The organism is Microbacterium algihabitans, assembly GCF_032464975.1.
Classification (GTDB): domain Bacteria; phylum Actinomycetota; class Actinomycetes; order Actinomycetales; family Microbacteriaceae; genus Microbacterium; species Microbacterium algihabitans.
Genome location: NZ_JAWDIU010000003.1, coordinates 203,856 through 218,784, shown reverse-complemented (window position 1 = coordinate 218,784; position 14,929 = coordinate 203,856). Strand labels below are relative to the sequence as shown.

General features: G+C 68.9%; 20 protein-coding genes and 1 tRNA gene. 11 read left to right on the top strand and 10 right to left on the bottom strand.

Going from position 1 to position 14,929, the window contains the following annotated elements; genetic code table 11:
• Positions 1–430: 430 nt before the first annotated feature.
• The 5 genes from RWH43_RS10655 to RWH43_RS10635 all read right to left on the bottom strand — a co-directional run bounded on the left by RWH43_RS10655 (position 431) and on the right by RWH43_RS10635 (position 3,153).
• The gene (locus RWH43_RS10655; RefSeq protein WP_316001461.1) at positions 431–643 is read right to left on the bottom strand and encodes a hypothetical protein; all 213 of its coding nucleotides are present in this window, start codon (positions 641–643) and stop codon (positions 431–433) included.
• Between the two features lie 15 nt (positions 644–658).
• Complete coding sequence (locus RWH43_RS10650) at positions 659–1,123, bottom strand: hypothetical protein (RefSeq protein ID WP_316001460.1); 465 nt, start codon at positions 1,121–1,123, stop codon at positions 659–661.
• A complete protein-coding gene (locus tag RWH43_RS10645) occupies positions 1,120–1,965 on the bottom strand; it encodes a hypothetical protein (RefSeq protein WP_316001459.1) in 846 nt (281 codons plus the stop codon). The genes RWH43_RS10650 and RWH43_RS10645 overlap by 4 nt, the downstream gene beginning before the upstream one ends.
• Positions 1,966–2,056: 91 nt before the next feature.
• On the bottom strand, positions 2,057–2,893 hold the full coding sequence (locus RWH43_RS10640) for a hypothetical protein (RefSeq protein WP_316001458.1): 837 nt from the start codon (positions 2,891–2,893) through the stop codon (positions 2,057–2,059).
• 83 nt (positions 2,894–2,976) lie between these two features.
• On the bottom strand, positions 2,977–3,153 hold the full coding sequence (locus tag RWH43_RS10635) for a helix-turn-helix transcriptional regulator (protein WP_316001457.1): 177 nt from the start codon (positions 3,151–3,153) through the stop codon (positions 2,977–2,979).
• 122 nt (positions 3,154–3,275) lie between these two features.
• Between RWH43_RS10635 and RWH43_RS10630 the strand changes: the two genes are divergently transcribed.
• Both RWH43_RS10630 and RWH43_RS10625 read left to right on the top strand, forming a co-directional pair.
• Complete coding sequence (locus RWH43_RS10630) at positions 3,276–3,812, top strand: hypothetical protein (RefSeq protein ID WP_316001456.1); 537 nt, start codon at positions 3,276–3,278, stop codon at positions 3,810–3,812.
• Positions 3,787–4,920, top strand: coding sequence for a tyrosine-type recombinase/integrase (locus RWH43_RS10625; RefSeq protein ID WP_316001455.1), 1,134 nt, complete (start codon positions 3,787–3,789; stop codon positions 4,918–4,920). The genes RWH43_RS10630 and RWH43_RS10625 overlap by 26 nt, the downstream gene beginning before the upstream one ends.
• Here RWH43_RS10625 and RWH43_RS10620 read toward each other — a convergent pair.
• Complete coding sequence (locus RWH43_RS10620; RefSeq protein ID WP_144832507.1) at positions 4,911–5,399, bottom strand: YajQ family cyclic di-GMP-binding protein; 489 nt, start codon at positions 5,397–5,399, stop codon at positions 4,911–4,913. The two genes, RWH43_RS10625 and RWH43_RS10620, sit on opposite strands and share 10 nt — an antisense overlap.
• 95 nt (positions 5,400–5,494) lie before the next feature.
• Between RWH43_RS10620 and RWH43_RS10615 the strand changes: the two genes are divergently transcribed.
• The 3 genes from RWH43_RS10615 (at position 5,495) to RWH43_RS10605 (ending at position 7,049) form a co-directional block, all read left to right on the top strand.
• Positions 5,495–5,995 carry an FBP domain-containing protein gene (locus RWH43_RS10615; protein WP_154097308.1) on the top strand — a complete coding sequence of 167 codons (501 nt, stop codon included), beginning with the start codon at positions 5,495–5,497 and terminating at the stop codon, positions 5,993–5,995.
• The gene (locus RWH43_RS10610; protein WP_316001454.1) at positions 5,992–6,873 is read left to right on the top strand and encodes a PfkB family carbohydrate kinase; all 882 of its coding nucleotides are present in this window, start codon (positions 5,992–5,994) and stop codon (positions 6,871–6,873) included. The genes RWH43_RS10615 and RWH43_RS10610 overlap by 4 nt, the downstream gene beginning before the upstream one ends.
• A gap of 91 nt (positions 6,874–6,964) precedes the next feature.
• Positions 6,965–7,049: transfer RNA gene (locus RWH43_RS10605), tRNA-Tyr, on the top strand.
• A gap of 64 nt (positions 7,050–7,113) precedes the next feature.
• Here the strand turns inward: RWH43_RS10605 and RWH43_RS10600 are convergent.
• The gene (locus tag RWH43_RS10600) at positions 7,114–7,566 is read right to left on the bottom strand and encodes a VOC family protein (RefSeq protein WP_316001453.1); all 453 of its coding nucleotides are present in this window, start codon (positions 7,564–7,566) and stop codon (positions 7,114–7,116) included.
• A gap of 97 nt (positions 7,567–7,663) precedes the next feature.
• On the opposite strand from RWH43_RS10600, the gene RWH43_RS10595 reads away from it, so the two are divergent.
• Positions 7,664–8,650, top strand: a complete 987-nt coding sequence (locus RWH43_RS10595) for a helix-turn-helix transcriptional regulator (RefSeq protein WP_316001452.1) — start codon at positions 7,664–7,666, stop codon at positions 8,648–8,650.
• Between the two features lie 6 nt (positions 8,651–8,656).
• On the opposite strand, the gene RWH43_RS10590 is transcribed toward RWH43_RS10595, so the two are convergent.
• Positions 8,657–9,004, bottom strand: a complete 348-nt coding sequence (locus tag RWH43_RS10590) for a hypothetical protein (RefSeq protein ID WP_144832560.1) — start codon at positions 9,002–9,004, stop codon at positions 8,657–8,659.
• Between the two features lie 91 nt (positions 9,005–9,095).
• Positions 9,096–9,464, bottom strand: coding sequence for a DUF7882 family protein (locus RWH43_RS10585; RefSeq protein WP_144832563.1), 369 nt, complete (start codon positions 9,462–9,464; stop codon positions 9,096–9,098).
• A 143-nt stretch (positions 9,465–9,607) separates the two neighbouring features.
• On the opposite strand from RWH43_RS10585, the gene RWH43_RS10580 reads away from it, so the two are divergent.
• Positions 9,608–10,036 carry a MarR family winged helix-turn-helix transcriptional regulator gene (locus RWH43_RS10580; protein ID WP_144832567.1) on the top strand — a complete coding sequence of 143 codons (429 nt, stop codon included), beginning with the start codon at positions 9,608–9,610 and terminating at the stop codon, positions 10,034–10,036.
• On the opposite strand, the gene aztA is transcribed toward RWH43_RS10580, so the two are convergent.
• Positions 10,008–10,658, bottom strand: a complete 651-nt coding sequence (gene aztA, locus RWH43_RS10575; protein ID WP_316001451.1) for a zinc ABC transporter ATP-binding protein AztA — start codon at positions 10,656–10,658, stop codon at positions 10,008–10,010. The genes RWH43_RS10580 and aztA overlap by 29 nt on opposite strands.
• 56 nt (positions 10,659–10,714) lie before the next feature.
• On the opposite strand from aztA, the gene aztB reads away from it, so the two are divergent.
• Genes aztB through aztD form a run of 4 tightly spaced genes read left to right on the top strand, consistent with a single transcriptional unit; the run spans position 10,715 to position 14,929 of the window.
• Positions 10,715–11,569: a zinc ABC transporter permease AztB gene (gene aztB, locus RWH43_RS10570; RefSeq protein ID WP_316001450.1), complete on the top strand. Its 855-nt coding sequence runs from the start codon at positions 10,715–10,717 to the stop codon at positions 11,567–11,569.
• A 14-nt stretch (positions 11,570–11,583) separates the two neighbouring features.
• Positions 11,584–12,792 carry an ABC transporter gene (locus RWH43_RS10565; RefSeq protein WP_316001449.1) on the top strand — a complete coding sequence of 403 codons (1,209 nt, stop codon included), beginning with the start codon at positions 11,584–11,586 and terminating at the stop codon, positions 12,790–12,792.
• Position 12,793: 1 nt separating this feature from the next.
• Entirely contained in the window at positions 12,794–13,693 is a 900-nt protein-coding gene (gene aztC, locus RWH43_RS10560) for a zinc ABC transporter substrate-binding protein AztC (RefSeq protein ID WP_316001448.1), read from the top strand.
• Between the two features lie 33 nt (positions 13,694–13,726).
• Complete coding sequence (gene aztD / locus RWH43_RS10555) at positions 13,727–14,929, top strand: zinc metallochaperone AztD (RefSeq protein ID WP_316001447.1); 1,203 nt, start codon at positions 13,727–13,729, stop codon at positions 14,927–14,929.

Below are 14,929 nucleotides of genomic sequence, written 5' to 3'. Positions count from 1 at the left end.
GTGTTGGCGTAGGAGTCTTTGTTGATTTCGCGGCGGCGAGCTCGCTTGCACTCAGGGGAGCACGTGTTGATCTGTGGCTTGGCGGGGGTGAATGGGTCGCCGCACATGATGCAGGTGACCCCTGGTCCGGTGTTCGGACTAAGGGTTTCGGGCGCGGTTGGTGGGTTATCCACAGGGGCCTCAAGGTTGCGGCCCCCCTCCGCGTCGGGGTGTGTGCGGCGGTTGTAGGCCTGACCCGCCCAGAATCCGGCGGGTGGGTTGTGGGTGGCGGCGTAGGCGTTGCAGAGGATCAGGAGCGGGCAGGCGCGGCACGTGGTGGCCATGGCTTTGTGGTCGAGGTCGGTGAGGGTGTCTGCGGTGTAGCGCTCGTCGTCTAGGCATCCGGGGCGGCGGTCGAGGGTGGCGCGGGTGAGTGCGGCTAGTTCGTCGGTCACAGGAGCGTCGGGGTGGGGTTGAACGGCTGCGCGGGCATGTGGCGGGCGTCGATGACTCCCTGTGTGCCACACAGCACGCAGATGCTGTCGGCGGTGATGACCTTGTGTCGTGCACCTGGTCGTCGGGGGTCGCCCTTCCGGCAGTCGTAGGTCGGCGGTGGGGGCGGCGCGTCGGTGAGGGTGTCGGGAGTGGAGGGCTCGATGCTCATGCGGTGCGTGTCTCCTCAGTTGCGGGCGGTGTCTCGGGGCGCGGCGGCGAGCGCGGCTAGGCAGGGCTTGCAGGTGACGGGGTACACACCTGCGGATGCGGTTTTGGCGACGGTGAGTCCTCTGTGGCACGCGGTGTCATCGTCAATGAGCGCGTGGTGAACCCCGGCTATGTGAGTGCGTCCTGTCGCCATGCTTCGCGCTCGGGGATCGGTGGTGATCTGTCCTGACGTGTTCGCCTCAGACGTGCCAGCTATGCGGAGGTAGGTCGGGGGCACGTCTCGCTTCGTGAGCTCTCGGGCCGCCAGCGCGTCGTGGTCTGCGATGAGGGTGAAGCGCTGCGCGAGTGCGGCTTCGAGGTCAGGGGTAAGCCCGGATGCGTTGATGACAAGCCATGGGTGGGCGACGTCGGTGTCGGTGTGGTCGATGTGCGTGAGCGACTCGATGAGTGCTGCGGTGAGGGGGTAGCTGGGATCGGTCATGCGATCGCGCTTTCTGTGAGTGCGGCTAGGTCGTCTTCGTGTATCTGGCAATGGACGCAGCTGCGCCCGTCTGCGGTGAGCTTGTGTTTTCCGTCTATGCACACGGCGCGGCCGTTGACCTGGATGAGCTGGGGCGCTGAGGCTGTCCGCGGCGAGCGCGGTTGTCGGGGTGTCTTGCCGTGTACTGCGACGTAGGCCTGGCGGGCTTGGCCGCATGCGTAGCAGGGGTCGCGGGTGCCGTCCGGGTGGTGGATGCAGAACGGTGAATCGGGGGGAGGGGGCTCGGGGGGAGTGTCGAGCGTGTAGCCGGCGTCGGCCTCGTGCGCGCGCACGCGACCCTCCTCCTTTTTCTCCTCTTCCTCCTCGGGGTGCCTGTCACTGGCACCCTGTTGACCTGTCAGTGGCACCCTTTGTGCACGTGAGTGGCTAGCTATCTCCGGCAAGGGTGCCTGTGAGTGGCTACCTAACTGTTCGGTTTGGGTGCCGCTCAGTGGCACGCTTTCTACCGTTTGGGTGCCTGTGGCGGACATGCTTTCTGGTGTCTCGTCAGCGACAGGGAACGTGAGCCGATACACGGCATAGGCTCCGCGGCGCCCAGCTGATCGGTTCTCAATTGCTCCTGCCTTGATGAGCGTGGCGATGACCTTGGCCACAAGTCGTGCCGATGTGGCGGGGTCTTTGCCGAGGGCTCGGGCGCTGGCCTCTGCGCCTGCGTAGTAGACGGGCTCCGCGTCGTTGTCGAGCGCGACGCTGGCCATGTATCCGAGTAGCCGGGTCGGTTGGTCGTGCAGCTGCGCGGCCTCTGCAAACCGGTAGGCGGCGAGGTTGAGGCGGGCACCCATCGTCACCTCCAATCCCGCGGCGAGCGCGTATGGGCGCGCCTGTGGCCCGGCGAGTGGGGGTTTCGTCGGGCCACGGGGCTGGGGGGTGGGGTCACGCGGCCGGCGGGGTCGGGTGCGTGCTCTTGGGCGTGTTCTTTGTGGCCTCTCGCTCGAGGTGGCGGATTGCGGTTTGGAGCGCGAGGGCGACGCCGGTAGCGGCGCTGAGGGAGAGGCCCTCGAGCTTTTCGGAGACGTCGATGAGGGGCTCGGCGTTCTCGGCGGTCACCGTTCCGTCAGGGTGGAGGAAGTATCCCTGGACGATGGTGACGGCGCCGATCTGGTGCTGGAAGACGAACCCTTCGCATGTGTCCCCGTCGCCGAGGTATTCGACGTCGGCGGCCCAGCTCGGCCGCAGCTTCTCGACGGCGGCCGCGGATGCTGTCGCCCAGCGCTGTTGCTCTTCCTGGAACGTGCTTTCGTTGGCCCGCATGGCCGCGGAGAGGGACTGGTAGCGGAGCATGCCGGACGGTGCGTCTTCGAGCTGCCACCAATCTCCGCCGCTGATGAGCAGGTAGCGGTCGGTCACTAGCCACTGGTTGGGGCGTGCTACCTGCCAGGTGCGGAAGACGTCATCAGGGACGTGGGCCAGGTGTTCGCTCATCCACCCGTCGGGGAGAGCGCTGCTGAGCAGGCGGTCACCCGTGATCAGGTCGTAGATGTGGCAAACCCACCGGACCTCTTCGCCACGTTCGCCGTCGCCGTCGATCGGGTACTCGCGCACCTGGTCCAAGTCGATCGCGAGCGGGTCGCCCGCGGCGAGCGCGATCGGCAAGATAATGCCGGCCGCTTCGTCATCGATGCGCCGTTCAGGGGTGAACAGATGGCGCAGGCGGGAGTGCACAGCGGCCGCGCTGGGCACGACGGGCAGGGTGGGGGTAGTCTCTGTCATGGTTAGTACCTCTCGTAGGTTCCGGGCCGTCGCGGGGGCTACCGCGGCGGCCTTTTTCGTGTCTGCGGCGAGTGCCGCGGGGATCAGTCCTTGAACTGCGCGTCGATCCATGCCTGGATGTCGCTCTCTCTGAACATCCGGCGGCGGCCGCCGACCAACGCTGACTTCGGGGCCGTTCCGGCGTAGATCATCCATCGCAGGCCCTTCTCTGTGGTGCCGAGCGGCACGGCCGCCTCTCGCACGGTCATCAACTTGTCCATCTGCGCTCCTGATTTCTAGTGGTGCTGCGACCAGGAAAGCGAGTATTGCACAGTTCTAGTCAACCTGGCACTAGAATTGACTGAATTTGACTGTGTGTGTGGGGCCGGAGAGGTTGTCAGCCGTGTTGGAAGATCGAGAAGTAGGGGAGAACCTCGCGGCGTTGCGAGGCGGGGTGAGTCAGGGGTTTCTCGCAGAGCAGATGCGACATCGCGGCTTCAAGTGGTCTCAGGCGACGGTGTGGGCGATCGAAAAGGGTGACAGGCCTCTACGGGTTACAGAGGCGGCTGCAGCTGCGGAGATCCTCGGGACGCAGGTCGAGGGCTTTTTTGGCTCCAAGATGGATGCCTCTATCGGGCGTCGTCTTGAGGTTGCCGGCACTCTCGCGGAGCAGCTCACAACGGTTGCGGAGCAGTTTTGTACGGCGCAGCAGCTGCTAGCGGTGATGCTCGATGTTCACCAGGACGAGGGCAAGCATCGAACGCAAGCGCAGCGCCTACTTGGGGTGACCGCTGGGGAGCTGGCAGTGGACGGCATGTTGTCCTACTACGAGAGCGCGCCACCCCTCGAAGGAGTTGGTGACGGCTGGTTGAGCAGCTACCTCGTGATGATGCAGGAGCACGTTGGAGGCGCAGATGGCGAGCATTCGGAAGAGGCCTGATGGGGCGTGGCGGGCTCGCTATCGCGACGGTGACGGGCGGGAGCACGCGCGGCATTTCGAGCGCAAGATCGACGCGCAGCGGTGGTTAGATGAGGTCACGGCCACGGTGGTCACTGGCATGTACGTGGATCCGCGCGCCGGTGTGGAGCTGTGGGATGCGTGGATTGACGCATGGATCGCGCGTCAGGCGTGGGCCGCCGGCACGGTGATAGCTGCTGAAACGGCTTTGCGGAGTGTGCCGTGGCGTCGTCGGCAGATGGGGCAGGTCAAGCCCTCGGACGTGCAGGCGTGGGTGGCCGGCGAGACCAAACGGGGCCTGGCGGCGTCGACGGTTCGGACCCGGTTGAATTACGTGCAAATGGCGTTCCGGGCCGCTGTGCTCGATCAGGTCATCGCCAAGAGCCCTGCGGCGAGCGCGAGGCCGCCGCGTGTGCGCCGTTCTGAGGCATCCATGGATGTTCTGACGTTGGAGCAGTCTGCGGCCGTCCTGGAGGCGTCTGGCGCGTTTCGGCCGTTCGTGGAGGTCTGTCTGTTCGCGGGGCTGCGGTTGGGGGAGGCTGCGGGGTTGCAGCTGGGGGACGTCAACTTCCTTGGGCGGTCGGTAAGTGTGCGTCGTCAGGTGCAGGGCTCGTCTATCGCGAGCGCGGAGCTGGTGGCTCCGAAGTACGGCAGTGAGCGGTCGGTGTTCGTGCCGGGGGCGTTGATGTCGTCGCTGTCGGCGCACGTGGCGGCGGAGTCGATCACCGCTGCGGATGAGCAGCTGTTTCGCACCCCGCGGGGTGACCTGTACCAGCGGAACAATGCCGGCGAAGTGTGGCGCGGCATCCGCGGCCGCGTGGGGCTGCCGGCGTCGGTGACGTTGCACACGCTGCGGCACACGTTCGCGTCGAACTTGATCGCGTCGGGGTGCGATGTGGTGACCGTGCAGCGGGCTTTGGGGCACTCTCAGCCGTCGATCACGCTCAACGTCTACTCGCACCTGTGGCCGTCTGCGGAGGACAAGACGAGAGCGGCGACCGCGGACCATATGGCCTCGATCGCCGCTCTTGCGGACTCTGTGCGGACCGTGGAGGGAAAACCCCAGGTCAGCGGGGGTGCTTACCGGTAGTTCGTGAACTGCAGGTCGACGTCGAGGTCGGCGGCCTTGAGGATGCGCTGCACTTCCTGCAGGTCGTCGCGCGACTTCGACTGCACGCGCAGCTCGTCGCCCTGGATCTGCGACTTGACGCCCTTGGGTCCCTCGTCGCGGATGATCTTGTTCACCTTCTTGGCGTCTTCTTGCGAGATGCCCTCTTTGAGAGTCGAGGTGATGCGGTATTCCTTGCCGCTCGGCACGGGCTCGCCCGCATCGAGGCTCTTCAGCGAGATTCCGCGCTTGATGAGCTTGGTCTGGAATACGTCGAGCACGGCGTTCGCGCGCTCTTCGGAGTTCGCCTTGATGACGATCGAGTCGCCGCTCCAGGCGATGGAGGCGTCGGTGCCCTTGAAGTCGTAGCGCTGCTCGACCTCTTTGTGCGCCTGGTTGAGCGCGTTGTCGGCTTCCTGCCGGTCGATCTTGGAGACGATGTCGAACGAAGAATCAGCCATGGCTCGATTCTATTCGGGAGGTTCGCTCGCGCACCCCCTGGACATCGCGGTCGTGCCCGCCCCGGGTGGCCCGTGCGCTCGTAGACTCGGATCCCATGCGAGCACTCACCGAAGACGAGGTCCGCGACGCGTTCGTCAACGCCGCACCCGAGGAACTGCGGGTCATGAGCCTGCCCCACGACTTCGTGTTGACCGACTGGGACCACCTGGACTTCCTCGCGTGGCGCGACCCTCGCACCCGCGGGCGCGGCTACATCGTCGCCGAGCACGAGGGTGAGCCCGCTGCGATCGTGCTGCGCGCGGCCGACGGGCAGTCGCGGGCGCGCTCGGCGATGTGCAACCTCTGCCACACGATGCAGCCCGGAGACCAGGTCTCGCTGTTCACCGCGCGCAAGGCGGGCACCGCCGGCGAGCACGGCGACACCGTCGGCACCTACATCTGCGCCGACATGTCGTGCCACGAGACCGTGCGCCTCGCCGCGCCTCTCGCGCCCAGCGAGATCCGCGCGAGCGTCGACCGCAAGATCGACGGCGCCAAGCGCCGTACCGAAGAGTTCGTCGCGCGCGTGCTCGACGCCGCCGAGGTCTCGCGGTGAGCGGTCGGGTCGTCGTCATCGGGGACGCGCTGATCGACGAGATCCGCGACGACGCCGGCGTGCGCGAGTTCGTCGGCGGGGCCGCCCTCAACGTCGCCGTGGGCCTTTCGCGGCTCGGCGTTCCGGCCGCACTCATCGCGATGGTCGGCGACGATGCGGCGGGGGAGCAGATCCGCGCCTTTCTCGCCGAGTACGACGTCGAGCTGCTCGCGAGTCCCGCGGAGCACGGCTCGTCGCGCGCGGTGAGCACGCGCTCGCCGCAGGGTGAGCCCGTCTACGTCTTCAACGAGGCGGCGCAGAACCGCCGGGTTGCCTACGGCGAAGCCGAGCGCACGGCGATCGCCGCTGCTCCCATGGTCGTGGTGAGCTGCTTCCCCTTCGACGACGCGGATCAGACCGCGCTGCTGGTGGAGGCCACGGCATCCGTCTCGACCCCGCTTGCGATCGACCCCAACCCCCGCAGCGGCATGCTGCGCGACCGCGCCGAGTTCGTGCGCGGGTTCGAGAAGGCGGCATCCGGAGCCCTTCTCGTCAAGGTCGGCGAAGACGATGCGCAGCTGCTCTACGACGCACCGCTCGACGACCTGCGGAAGAAGCTCGTCGGCCTCGGCGTCGAGGCCGTGCTGGCGACCTACGGCGCCGGCGGGGCCGCGATCGACGCGGGGGAGACGACCGTTTTGCGGGGCATCTCCGACCTTCCCGGCCGCATCGTCGACACCATGGGCGGCGGCGACGCCGTGCTCGCCACCACGGCCGCGCTCGTGCGCGACCGGCTGCCCGCGGATGCGGGGGAGTGGGATGCCGTGCTCTCGCGCGCCATGGACGTCGCGGCCGCGACCTGCCGCCACGAGGGTGCTCTGCTGCGCACGCCGGAGTGACGGTGGCGATGGTTTCGAGCATCGCCCGCGGGATAGTAGAGTGGTCTATCGCGCCTCCGGTCGACTGAACAAGCCGGACGGGTGCGCACCTGGCGAGTTACCCAAGCGGCCAAAGGGATCTGACTGTAAATCAGACTGCATTGCATTCGGGGGTTCGAATCCCTCACTCGCCACCACCACGAAGAAAAGGGCACCCGGATCGGGTGCCCTTTTCTCGTTCCCGAGGGAATCGCTTTCGGCTCAGGCGGAGACGCTGATGCTCCACGTCACGCCGAAGCGATCGGTGAGCATGCCGAAGCCGGCACTCCACGCCGAGGCGGCCAGCGGCTCGACCACGACGGCGCCGACGGCGAGGGCGTCCCAGTGGCCCTGCAGCTCTTCGAGCGTGTCCGCGCTGAGGGAGACGAACACCGCCTGGTCGGTGACGGTCGTGCCGTTCTCGCGACGGGTGGAGCCGCCGCCGACGATCGGTCCGTCGGTCAGGCCCGGGACGTCGTAGCCCATCACGCGGAAGCCGTTCTCGGCGGCGACGAGGCCGAAGACGACCTTGTCGGAGCCCGGGACCTCGGCCGGCATGACGAAGTCGGCGTAGGTGTTGACGACGAGGTGCCCGCCGAAGACGCTCTGGTAGAACTCCAGCGCCGCGCGGGCATCGCCACGGAAGTTGAGGTGCGTGGTCGTCTGAATGGTCATGATGCTCCTGTCCGAGTGGGCCCGGGTGGCCCGATACAGGAAGAGTCGCACCCGTGTAGGCGCGTTTCTGTCCTATACCCCGCGTAGCGTGAACCGCATGACCACCACCGCCCGACTGCTCACCCTGCTGTCGCTGCTGCAGACCCGGCGCGACTGGCCCGGCTCGCTCCTGGCCGTGCGGCTCGGCACGAGCGATCGGACGGTGCGACGCGACATTGAACGGCTGCGCGAGATGGGATACGCGATCCAGGCGACGATGGGCCCCGACGGGGGATATCGCCTCGGGCCCGGCGACGACCTGCCGCCCCTGCTGTTCGACGACGATCAGACGGTGGCGGTGGCCCTCGCCCTGCAGACCCTCCCCGCGATCGGTGCCGGCATCGAGGAAGCCGCGAGCAGAGCGCTGGGGACGATCCGGCAGGTGATGCCGGAGCGTCTGCGTCGCCGCCTCGACGCGTTGAAGGTCACGACGGTCCGGGGCGCGGGTGACGCAGCGCCCATGCCGCTCTCGCTCGACGTGCTCGTCACCCTGGCGCAGGCGACCCGCGCGCACGAGGTGCTGCGGTTCGACTATCCGCCCCGCGACGCCGTGGACGACGGCCCTGCCTTCGGGCCTGCGCGTCGCTGCGAGCCCGTGCGCGTCGTGGCCTCGAACGGTCGGTGGTACCTGCTCGGATGGGATCTCGATCGCGAGGACTGGCGTCTCTACAGCGTCGACCGCGTCCGGCCGCGCACGCCGAACGGACCACAATTCACCCCGCGCGCCGTGCCCGGTGGCGACGTCGAAGAATTCGTCTCCGCGCGCTTCAAGGGGTCGGACGTGAACGAGTGGCCCTGCCGCGGCACCGTGATCCTCGACCTCCCGGCGCACGAGGTGCTGCCGTTCGCGGGGGACGGAACCGTGACCGTGGTCGACGAGGGGCGCTGCGCCCTCGAGTCGGGATCGTGGTCGTGGGGGTCGTTGGCGGCATCGTTCGGTCGGTTCGAAACCGCGATGCAGGTGGTGGGCCCGCTCGAACTGGCGGCGGCCTTCGAGACGGTCGCCGAACGGTATCGGGCGACGACGGTGTCGTCGGCGCCGTGACCGCGCTCAGCTCGCCGCGAGCAGTGCCTTCGACTTCGTCTCGAGGAAGGAGACGAGGGCGCCGAGCACGTTGAGCTCGTTGCCGAGGTTGACCAGTTCGACGCAGCCGAGCTCGATGGTGGCCTCGCGGGCTTCCATCGTCGCCTTCCAGCTGCCGTCGCCGCCGGCGATCGGCTGAAGATAGGTAACCGTCTTCGCCTCGGTCAGGTCGACGACGATGAGCCCGGTGTCGGGGTCGGTCTCGTCGTCACGCTCGAGAACGCGGATGTCGCTGCCGGTGAGGTAGCCCATCGCCCGGAACTCCGCGAGCCACGCGTCGAGAAGGGCCATGTCGATCAGCGTGCGTACGGGCACGGGCGTCTCCGATCCAGGCGCGTGAGCGTCACGCGTCCGACCAGTATGAAGCCCGCTGCGCCTTTCGGGCGAGCGGGCGTCATTCGTGCTATCAGGCGGCGCGGACCGAGCGGCCGACGGGGCGCGCGGAGCGCACCGGAGTGCGGGTCGCTTCTTCGGCCGACTCCCACGTGCGGGTGTCGATGACCAGACCCGACGCGGCGTTGGCCTGGTCGGCGAGGCTGCGGAGGTAGTCGCCCACGAGCTGCTCCGGCTCGACCGAGTCGAAGACGAAGCGCAGGGGGATGGCCGGCTGCAGCCAGATGGTCGAGCGACCGGGCTCCTCGGCGGTGCCGGTCCACGTCAGCGTGAACGATTCTCCGCGACGGAGTTTCGTCGACGCGATGACCTTGATGTAACCCATCAGACGGTCGGGCAGGGCGATGGGAGCGGTGTCAGAACCGTAGTAAAGCTTTGCCATGACGATCTCCTTCAGTCGGGGTCGGTCGGGCTAATCACTAAGGTACCAGAAATTTAACCGGATTAATTAACTTCGCAAAATATTCGAGATCTTCACTAAGGTGGGGTTGTGGCCGGCCGGGCTACGCCGAGGAGGTGGTGACAGTGGCACACACCTCTGTGCTGATGCAGGCGCTGGACGAATACGTCGCGGTGCGCGACGAGAGCATCGCGAAAGCGCGGATCGACCTCGGCGTGAGCGAGCTCGAGGCCGAGGCCCTCCGGTGCATCGGCGAAGAACCCGGTATCCGCCCCTCGAATCTGCGCGGTCACCTCGGTGTGACGGCCGCGGGGGTCACGACCCTCGTCGATCGGCTCATCGGCCGCGGTCTCTTGCGCCGCGAACTCGACGCCGAAGATCGCCGCGTCAACCACATCTACCTGCAGATCGATCTCGAGGCCGAGCCGTGGTCCGCGTTGCGCAGCTTCCCCCGTCAGGTGGAACGCGCCGTGGCCGCGGAGCCGGTCGAGAGCGCGCGGGCGGCGGCTGAACTGCTGCGTCGCATCACCGAGCGTGTTCGTTCTCGCGCCTGAGTCGCCCTGCCTCGACGCGGATCACCTGATTCGCTGACGAGATCAGTCTGTCGTCATGGCTGACGCAAACCACGGCGACCCCGCGCTCGACCTCGTCGGCGATCGCCGTGTGGTTCAGAGCCGCGCTGGCGGCGTCGAGCCCCGTCGTCGGCTCGTCGAGCAGCAGGATGTCGGCGGTGCGCGCCAGGCCCTGGGCGAGCATGACGCGCTGGCGCTGGCCGCCCGACAGGCTCGAGAACGGGAGCCGAGCGAGATCCGCGATGTCGAGCCTGAGCATCGCGGCATCCACCGCCCGACGGTGCGCGCCGGTGACCCGTCCGAGCAGTCCGGCGCCGCCCCAGGCGCCCACGGCGACCACGTCGCGCACGGTGAGGGGGAGGTCGTCGGCGATGGCCGCGCGCTGGGGGACGAAGGCTCGCGAGCGGGGTCCGGCGTCGACGATTCCGGATGCCGGCGGACGCGCTCCCGCGAGGATCTCGAGCAGCGTCGACTTGCCCGCTCCGTTGGGTCCGACGATCACGGTGAGGGCGGCCTCGGGAATCTCCACGTCGACCTCGGCGAGTGCGGCGATGCCGCCGTAGTCGGCGCGGAGGTCTGTGCCGATCAGGGCCTGGGGGGTCATGGCATCCATTATATGAGTTTGATAATCGTTCTCACTTAACGCTACGGTCGAGCACCATGACCTCGCTCACCGATCCGTTCGCGCTGGAGTTCGTCCAGCGGGCGATGCTCGGCGGCACGCTCGTGGCGATCCTGTGCGCCGTCGCCGGCACCTGGGTGGTCGTGCGGGGGATGGCGTTCCTCGGCGAGGCGCTCGCCCACGGGATGCTGCCCGGCGTGGCTGTGGCCACCGTTCTCGGACTGCCCGTGCTGGTGGGCGCCGCGGCGAGCGCCGTCGCTATGAGCCTCGGCATCGGCGCGCTTCGCAGGCGCGCGAAGCTCTCGTACGACACGAGCATCGGCTTGCTGTTCGTCGGCATGCTCGCTCTCGGCGTCATCGTCATCTCGCACGCCGGGAGCTTCGCGACGGATGCCACGGCGATCCTCTTCGGCGACATCCTGGCGATCGGCGTCGACGACCTCGTCGTGCTCGCGATCGCGGTTGCGGTGGGCGTGGGATCGGCGACCCTGGCCCACCGGTCGCTGGTCGCGCTCGCCGTCGACGAACGCGTCGCACGCGTGCTGGGCCTCGCACCGCGACTCGCCCAGACCGTGTTGGTCGGCCTGGTCACCCTCGCCGTGGTCGCCTCGTACCAGGCGGTCGGGTCGCTGCTCGTGGTGGGACTGCTCGTCGCTCCCGCCGTTGCCGCGCGGCAGTGGACGACCCGCCTCGTATCGACCATGGTGCTCGCCGCGGCCATCGGCACGGCCGCCGTCGCCGCGGGCCTCGTCGTGTCGTGGCACGCGGCCACCGCCGCCGGCGCCACCATCGCCGCCACCGCGATCGTCGCCGCGGGGCTGTCGTGGGCCCTCCGCGGCGTCATCGTGGCGGTGCGCCGCCGCACGGCATCCCCTGTTCTTTCATCCGCCTGATCCGGAAAGCCCCCATGCCCCACCTCTTCTCCCGACGCCTCACCGCCGTCGGCCTCTTCGGCGCGCTCACCCTGACCGGCTGCGCGGCCCCCGTCGACGGCCCCGCCGCCGAACCGGTCGACACGCACGGAGCGATCGCCGGCGCGTCCGAACTCGCCGAGCCCGCTCTCGGTCTGACCACCATCGACCCCGACGGACACGTGTCGCACCTCGACCTGCTCGACGAGACCACCGCCGAGCTCGGACGGGTGCGTGCGCCGGAGAGGTTGCACTCCGACGGCCGCTACCTGTTCGCCGCGGATGCCGAAGGGCTCTCGATCGCCGACAGCGGAGTGTGGACGTGGGATCACGTCGACCACTTCCACTACTACCGCGCGCCCGCTCGCGTGGTGGGCGAGGTCGCGGGGGAGGGGGTCGCCACGGTCGCGACCTCGAACTCCTCGACCACCGGCGGCACGGGTGTGTTCTTCCCCGGTTCCGGCGAGGCGGTGCTGCTCGACACCGAGACGCTGTCGGCGGGTGAGATCGTCGAGCTGTTCCGTCTCGAGCGCGCGGCCGGAGCGGGCATGGTCGTGCCGGCCGGGACGTTCGCCGCGGTCGCCGCGGGTGACGAGGTGACTTTGCACGCCGCCGACGGCACGGAGATCGGGGCGACCACTCCGTGCGTCGAGCCGAGCGGCACGATCACCACCCGAGTCGGAGCGGTGATCGGATGCCGCGACGGGGCGCTGCTGGTGACGGTCGCCGATGCCGTCCCCGTCGTCGAACGCATCCCCTACCCCGCTGCCGCGACCGCGCCGCGCGCCATCGCCTTCGCGAATCGCGAGGGCCGGCCGACGGTCGCCGCCGTCGCGGGCGAAGCGGGCGTGTGGATGCTCGACACCCGGGAGCGGTCGTGGACGCTCGTGCCGACCCCGGAGGCGGTCGTGCAGGCGACCGCGGTCGACGACAGGGCGCAGAACCTCCTCGCCCTCACCGCCGACGGGCGCGTGCTCGTGCTCGACGGCGCAACGGGGGAGCTGCGGGCGCAGACGCCGGCGCTGGTGGGCGCGAGCCTCGCCGCGGGCGAGCCCGTGTCGCTCGTCGCCGACCAGCAGCGGGCCTACCTGAACGGACCCGCCGAGGGTCGCCTGTGGGAGATCGACTTCGCCGACGACGCCCGCATCGCGCGGGAGTTCACGCCGTCGCTGACCCCGCTCTTCGTCGCCGAGACGGGGCGCTGAGGTGCGCCGCTTCGCCGTCGCGGCCCTCTCCGCCGTCGCCCTGATCCTCGCCGGATGCGCCGGGGGCACGGCATCCGACCGCCCTCTCGTCGTCGTGTCGACGAACATCCTCGGCGACGTCGTCTCGCAGCTGGTCGGCGACGACATCGAGGTGCTGACCCTGATGCGCCCCGGGAGCGACCCGCATTCGTTCGAGATCTCCGCGGCCGAAGCGGCGCGGATGCGCTCGGCCGACCTGCTCGTGACCAACGGGCTCGGGCTCGAGGAGGGACTGCAGCAGCACCTCGACGCCGCTGCGGCCGCCGGAGTCGAGACGGTCGTGGCCGGGGATGCCGTACGCGTGCTGCCGTATACGTCGACGGATGCCGAAGGAGCCGAGGACCCGCATTTCTGGACCGACCCCGCGCAGATGATCGCCGTCGTCGACCGGCTCACCCCGGCCCTCGAGAAGCTCGGCGACCCGGCCGTCACCGCGCGGTCCGCCGACTACCGCGCGCAGCTGGAGGCCCTGGATGCCGACATGACTGCGACGTTCGCGACGATCCCGGCGGACAGACGCGCCCTCGTCACCAACCACCACGTGTTCGGCTACCTCGCCGAGCGCTTCGACTTCCGCCTCGTCGGAGCGGTGATCCCGGGAGGGACGACCCTCGCCGCGCCCAGCGCGAGCGACCTCGCCGACCTCGTGGCGGCGATCGACGAGGCGGGCGTGCCGACGGTGTTCGCCGAGAGCTCCTCGCCCGACCGCCTCATGCGGGCCCTCGCCGACGAGGCCGACCGCGACGTCGTCGTGACCGAGCTGTTCACCGAATCGCTGACCGACGCGAGCGGCGACGCCCCCGACTACCTGACCATGATGCGCGTCAACACGGAGCGCATCGCCACCGGGCTCTCACCCTGACGAGACCCACCCCACCTGAAGAAAGAGACACGAATGCGCAGCTTCTCCCTGCCCCGCGCGGGCCTGGTCGCCCTCGCGATCGGCGCGACCGTCACCCTGTCGGCGTGCGCCGGCGGAACCGGCCCCGGGTCGGCGGCCCCGGCGTCGAGCCCCGCGACCGACACCGCCACCCGCGTCGCCCTGTCGTACCCCGGCGGCATCCTGGTGCTCGACGGCGACACCCTCGAGACCGTCGCCGACCTCCCCTCGGAGGAATTCACCCGCCTGAACCCGGCCGGCGACGAACGGCACGTCATGGTCACCACGAGCGCGGGTTTCCAGGTGCTGGATGCCGGCACCTCGACGACCGCCCCCGAGCTGACCGACCTGGTGTTCGAGGCGGCGAAGCCCGGCCACGTCGTCACCCACGGCGGAAAGACGGTGCTGTACGCCGACGGCACGAGCGACTCGACCATCTTCGACACCGATGCGCTCTTGGCATCCACCGACTCCCTCCCCGAAGTCGAGACCATCCCGGGCGTCGAGGCGCACCACGGAGTGTCGATCGTTCTGACCGACGGCACCTTCCTCACCACCGTGGGCAACGCCGACGGCCGCAACGGCGTGGTGGCGAAGGACGCCTCCGGTGCCCCCATCGCCGAGAGCAGCGACTGCCCCGGCGTGCACGGCGAGGGCACCGCCAAGGACGAGGTCGTTGTGTTCGGCTGCGAGAACGGCGCCCTCGTCTACGACGGCGGCACCTTCACGAAGCTCACCGCCCCCGACCAGCCCTACGGCCGCATGGGCAATGCGTACGTGAGCGAGAACAGTGCGCTCATCGTCGGCGACTACAAGGACGACCGCGACGCCGAGGGCTACCTGCTGCACCGCCTCGCGCTGATCGACACCGCGGCGAAGACCCAGAGCGTGGTCGACATGCCCGCGGGGGCGGAGTACACCTTCCGCGACGTGGCCCGGGGTCCCGGTGATCTCGCCTACGTCCTGGCATCCGACGGGGCGATCCACGTGCTCGACCCCGCGACGGGGGAGTTCACCGACGCGTTCCCCGTGATCGATCCGTGGGAGGGCCCGGTCGAATGGCAGGACGCCCACCCCGCGATCAAGGTCTCGGGTGACCTCGCCTACGTGACCGAGCCGGCGAAGAACGCCGTGCACGCGGTCGACCTCACCACCTGCGAGATCGTGAAGAGCGCGACGCTCGAGCAGACGCCGAACGAGATCGCGCTGACGAAGTAA

Excerpts from the sequence above, each read along its gene's own strand:
- RWH43_RS10635 (WP_316001457.1), bottom strand. The coding sequence starts at position 3,153 with ATGGACAAGTTGATGACCGTGCGAGAGGCGGCCGTGCCGCTCGGCACC.
- RWH43_RS10640 (WP_316001458.1), bottom strand. The coding sequence starts at position 2,893 with ATGACAGAGACTACCCCCACCCTGCCCGTCGTGCCCAGCGCGGCCGCT.
- RWH43_RS10600 (WP_316001453.1), bottom strand. The coding sequence starts at position 7,566 with ATGACCATTCAGACGACCACGCACCTCAACTTCCGTGGCGATGCCCGC.
- aztD (WP_316001447.1), top strand. The coding sequence starts at position 13,727 with ATGCGCAGCTTCTCCCTGCCCCGCGCGGGCCTGGTCGCCCTCGCGATC.
- RWH43_RS10645 (WP_316001459.1), bottom strand. The coding sequence starts at position 1,965 with ATGGGTGCCCGCCTCAACCTCGCCGCCTACCGGTTTGCAGAGGCCGCG.
- RWH43_RS10615 (WP_154097308.1), top strand. The coding sequence starts at position 5,495 with ATGCGAGCACTCACCGAAGACGAGGTCCGCGACGCGTTCGTCAACGCC.
- RWH43_RS10625 (WP_316001455.1), top strand. The coding sequence starts at position 3,787 with ATGGCGAGCATTCGGAAGAGGCCTGATGGGGCGTGGCGGGCTCGCTAT.
- RWH43_RS10655 (WP_316001461.1), bottom strand. The coding sequence starts at position 643 with ATGAGCATCGAGCCCTCCACTCCCGACACCCTCACCGACGCGCCGCCC.
- RWH43_RS10620 (WP_144832507.1), bottom strand. The coding sequence starts at position 5,399 with ATGGCTGATTCTTCGTTCGACATCGTCTCCAAGATCGACCGGCAGGAA.
- aztA (WP_316001451.1), bottom strand. The coding sequence starts at position 10,658 with ATGACCCCCCAGGCCCTGATCGGCACAGACCTCCGCGCCGACTACGGC.
- RWH43_RS10650 (WP_316001460.1), bottom strand. The coding sequence starts at position 1,123 with ATGACCGATCCCAGCTACCCCCTCACCGCAGCACTCATCGAGTCGCTC.
- aztB (WP_316001450.1), top strand. The coding sequence starts at position 10,715 with ATGACCTCGCTCACCGATCCGTTCGCGCTGGAGTTCGTCCAGCGGGCG.
- RWH43_RS10565 (WP_316001449.1), top strand. The coding sequence starts at position 11,584 with ATGCCCCACCTCTTCTCCCGACGCCTCACCGCCGTCGGCCTCTTCGGC.
- RWH43_RS10585 (WP_144832563.1), bottom strand. The coding sequence starts at position 9,464 with ATGGCAAAGCTTTACTACGGTTCTGACACCGCTCCCATCGCCCTGCCC.
- RWH43_RS10595 (WP_316001452.1), top strand. The coding sequence starts at position 7,664 with ATGACCACCACCGCCCGACTGCTCACCCTGCTGTCGCTGCTGCAGACC.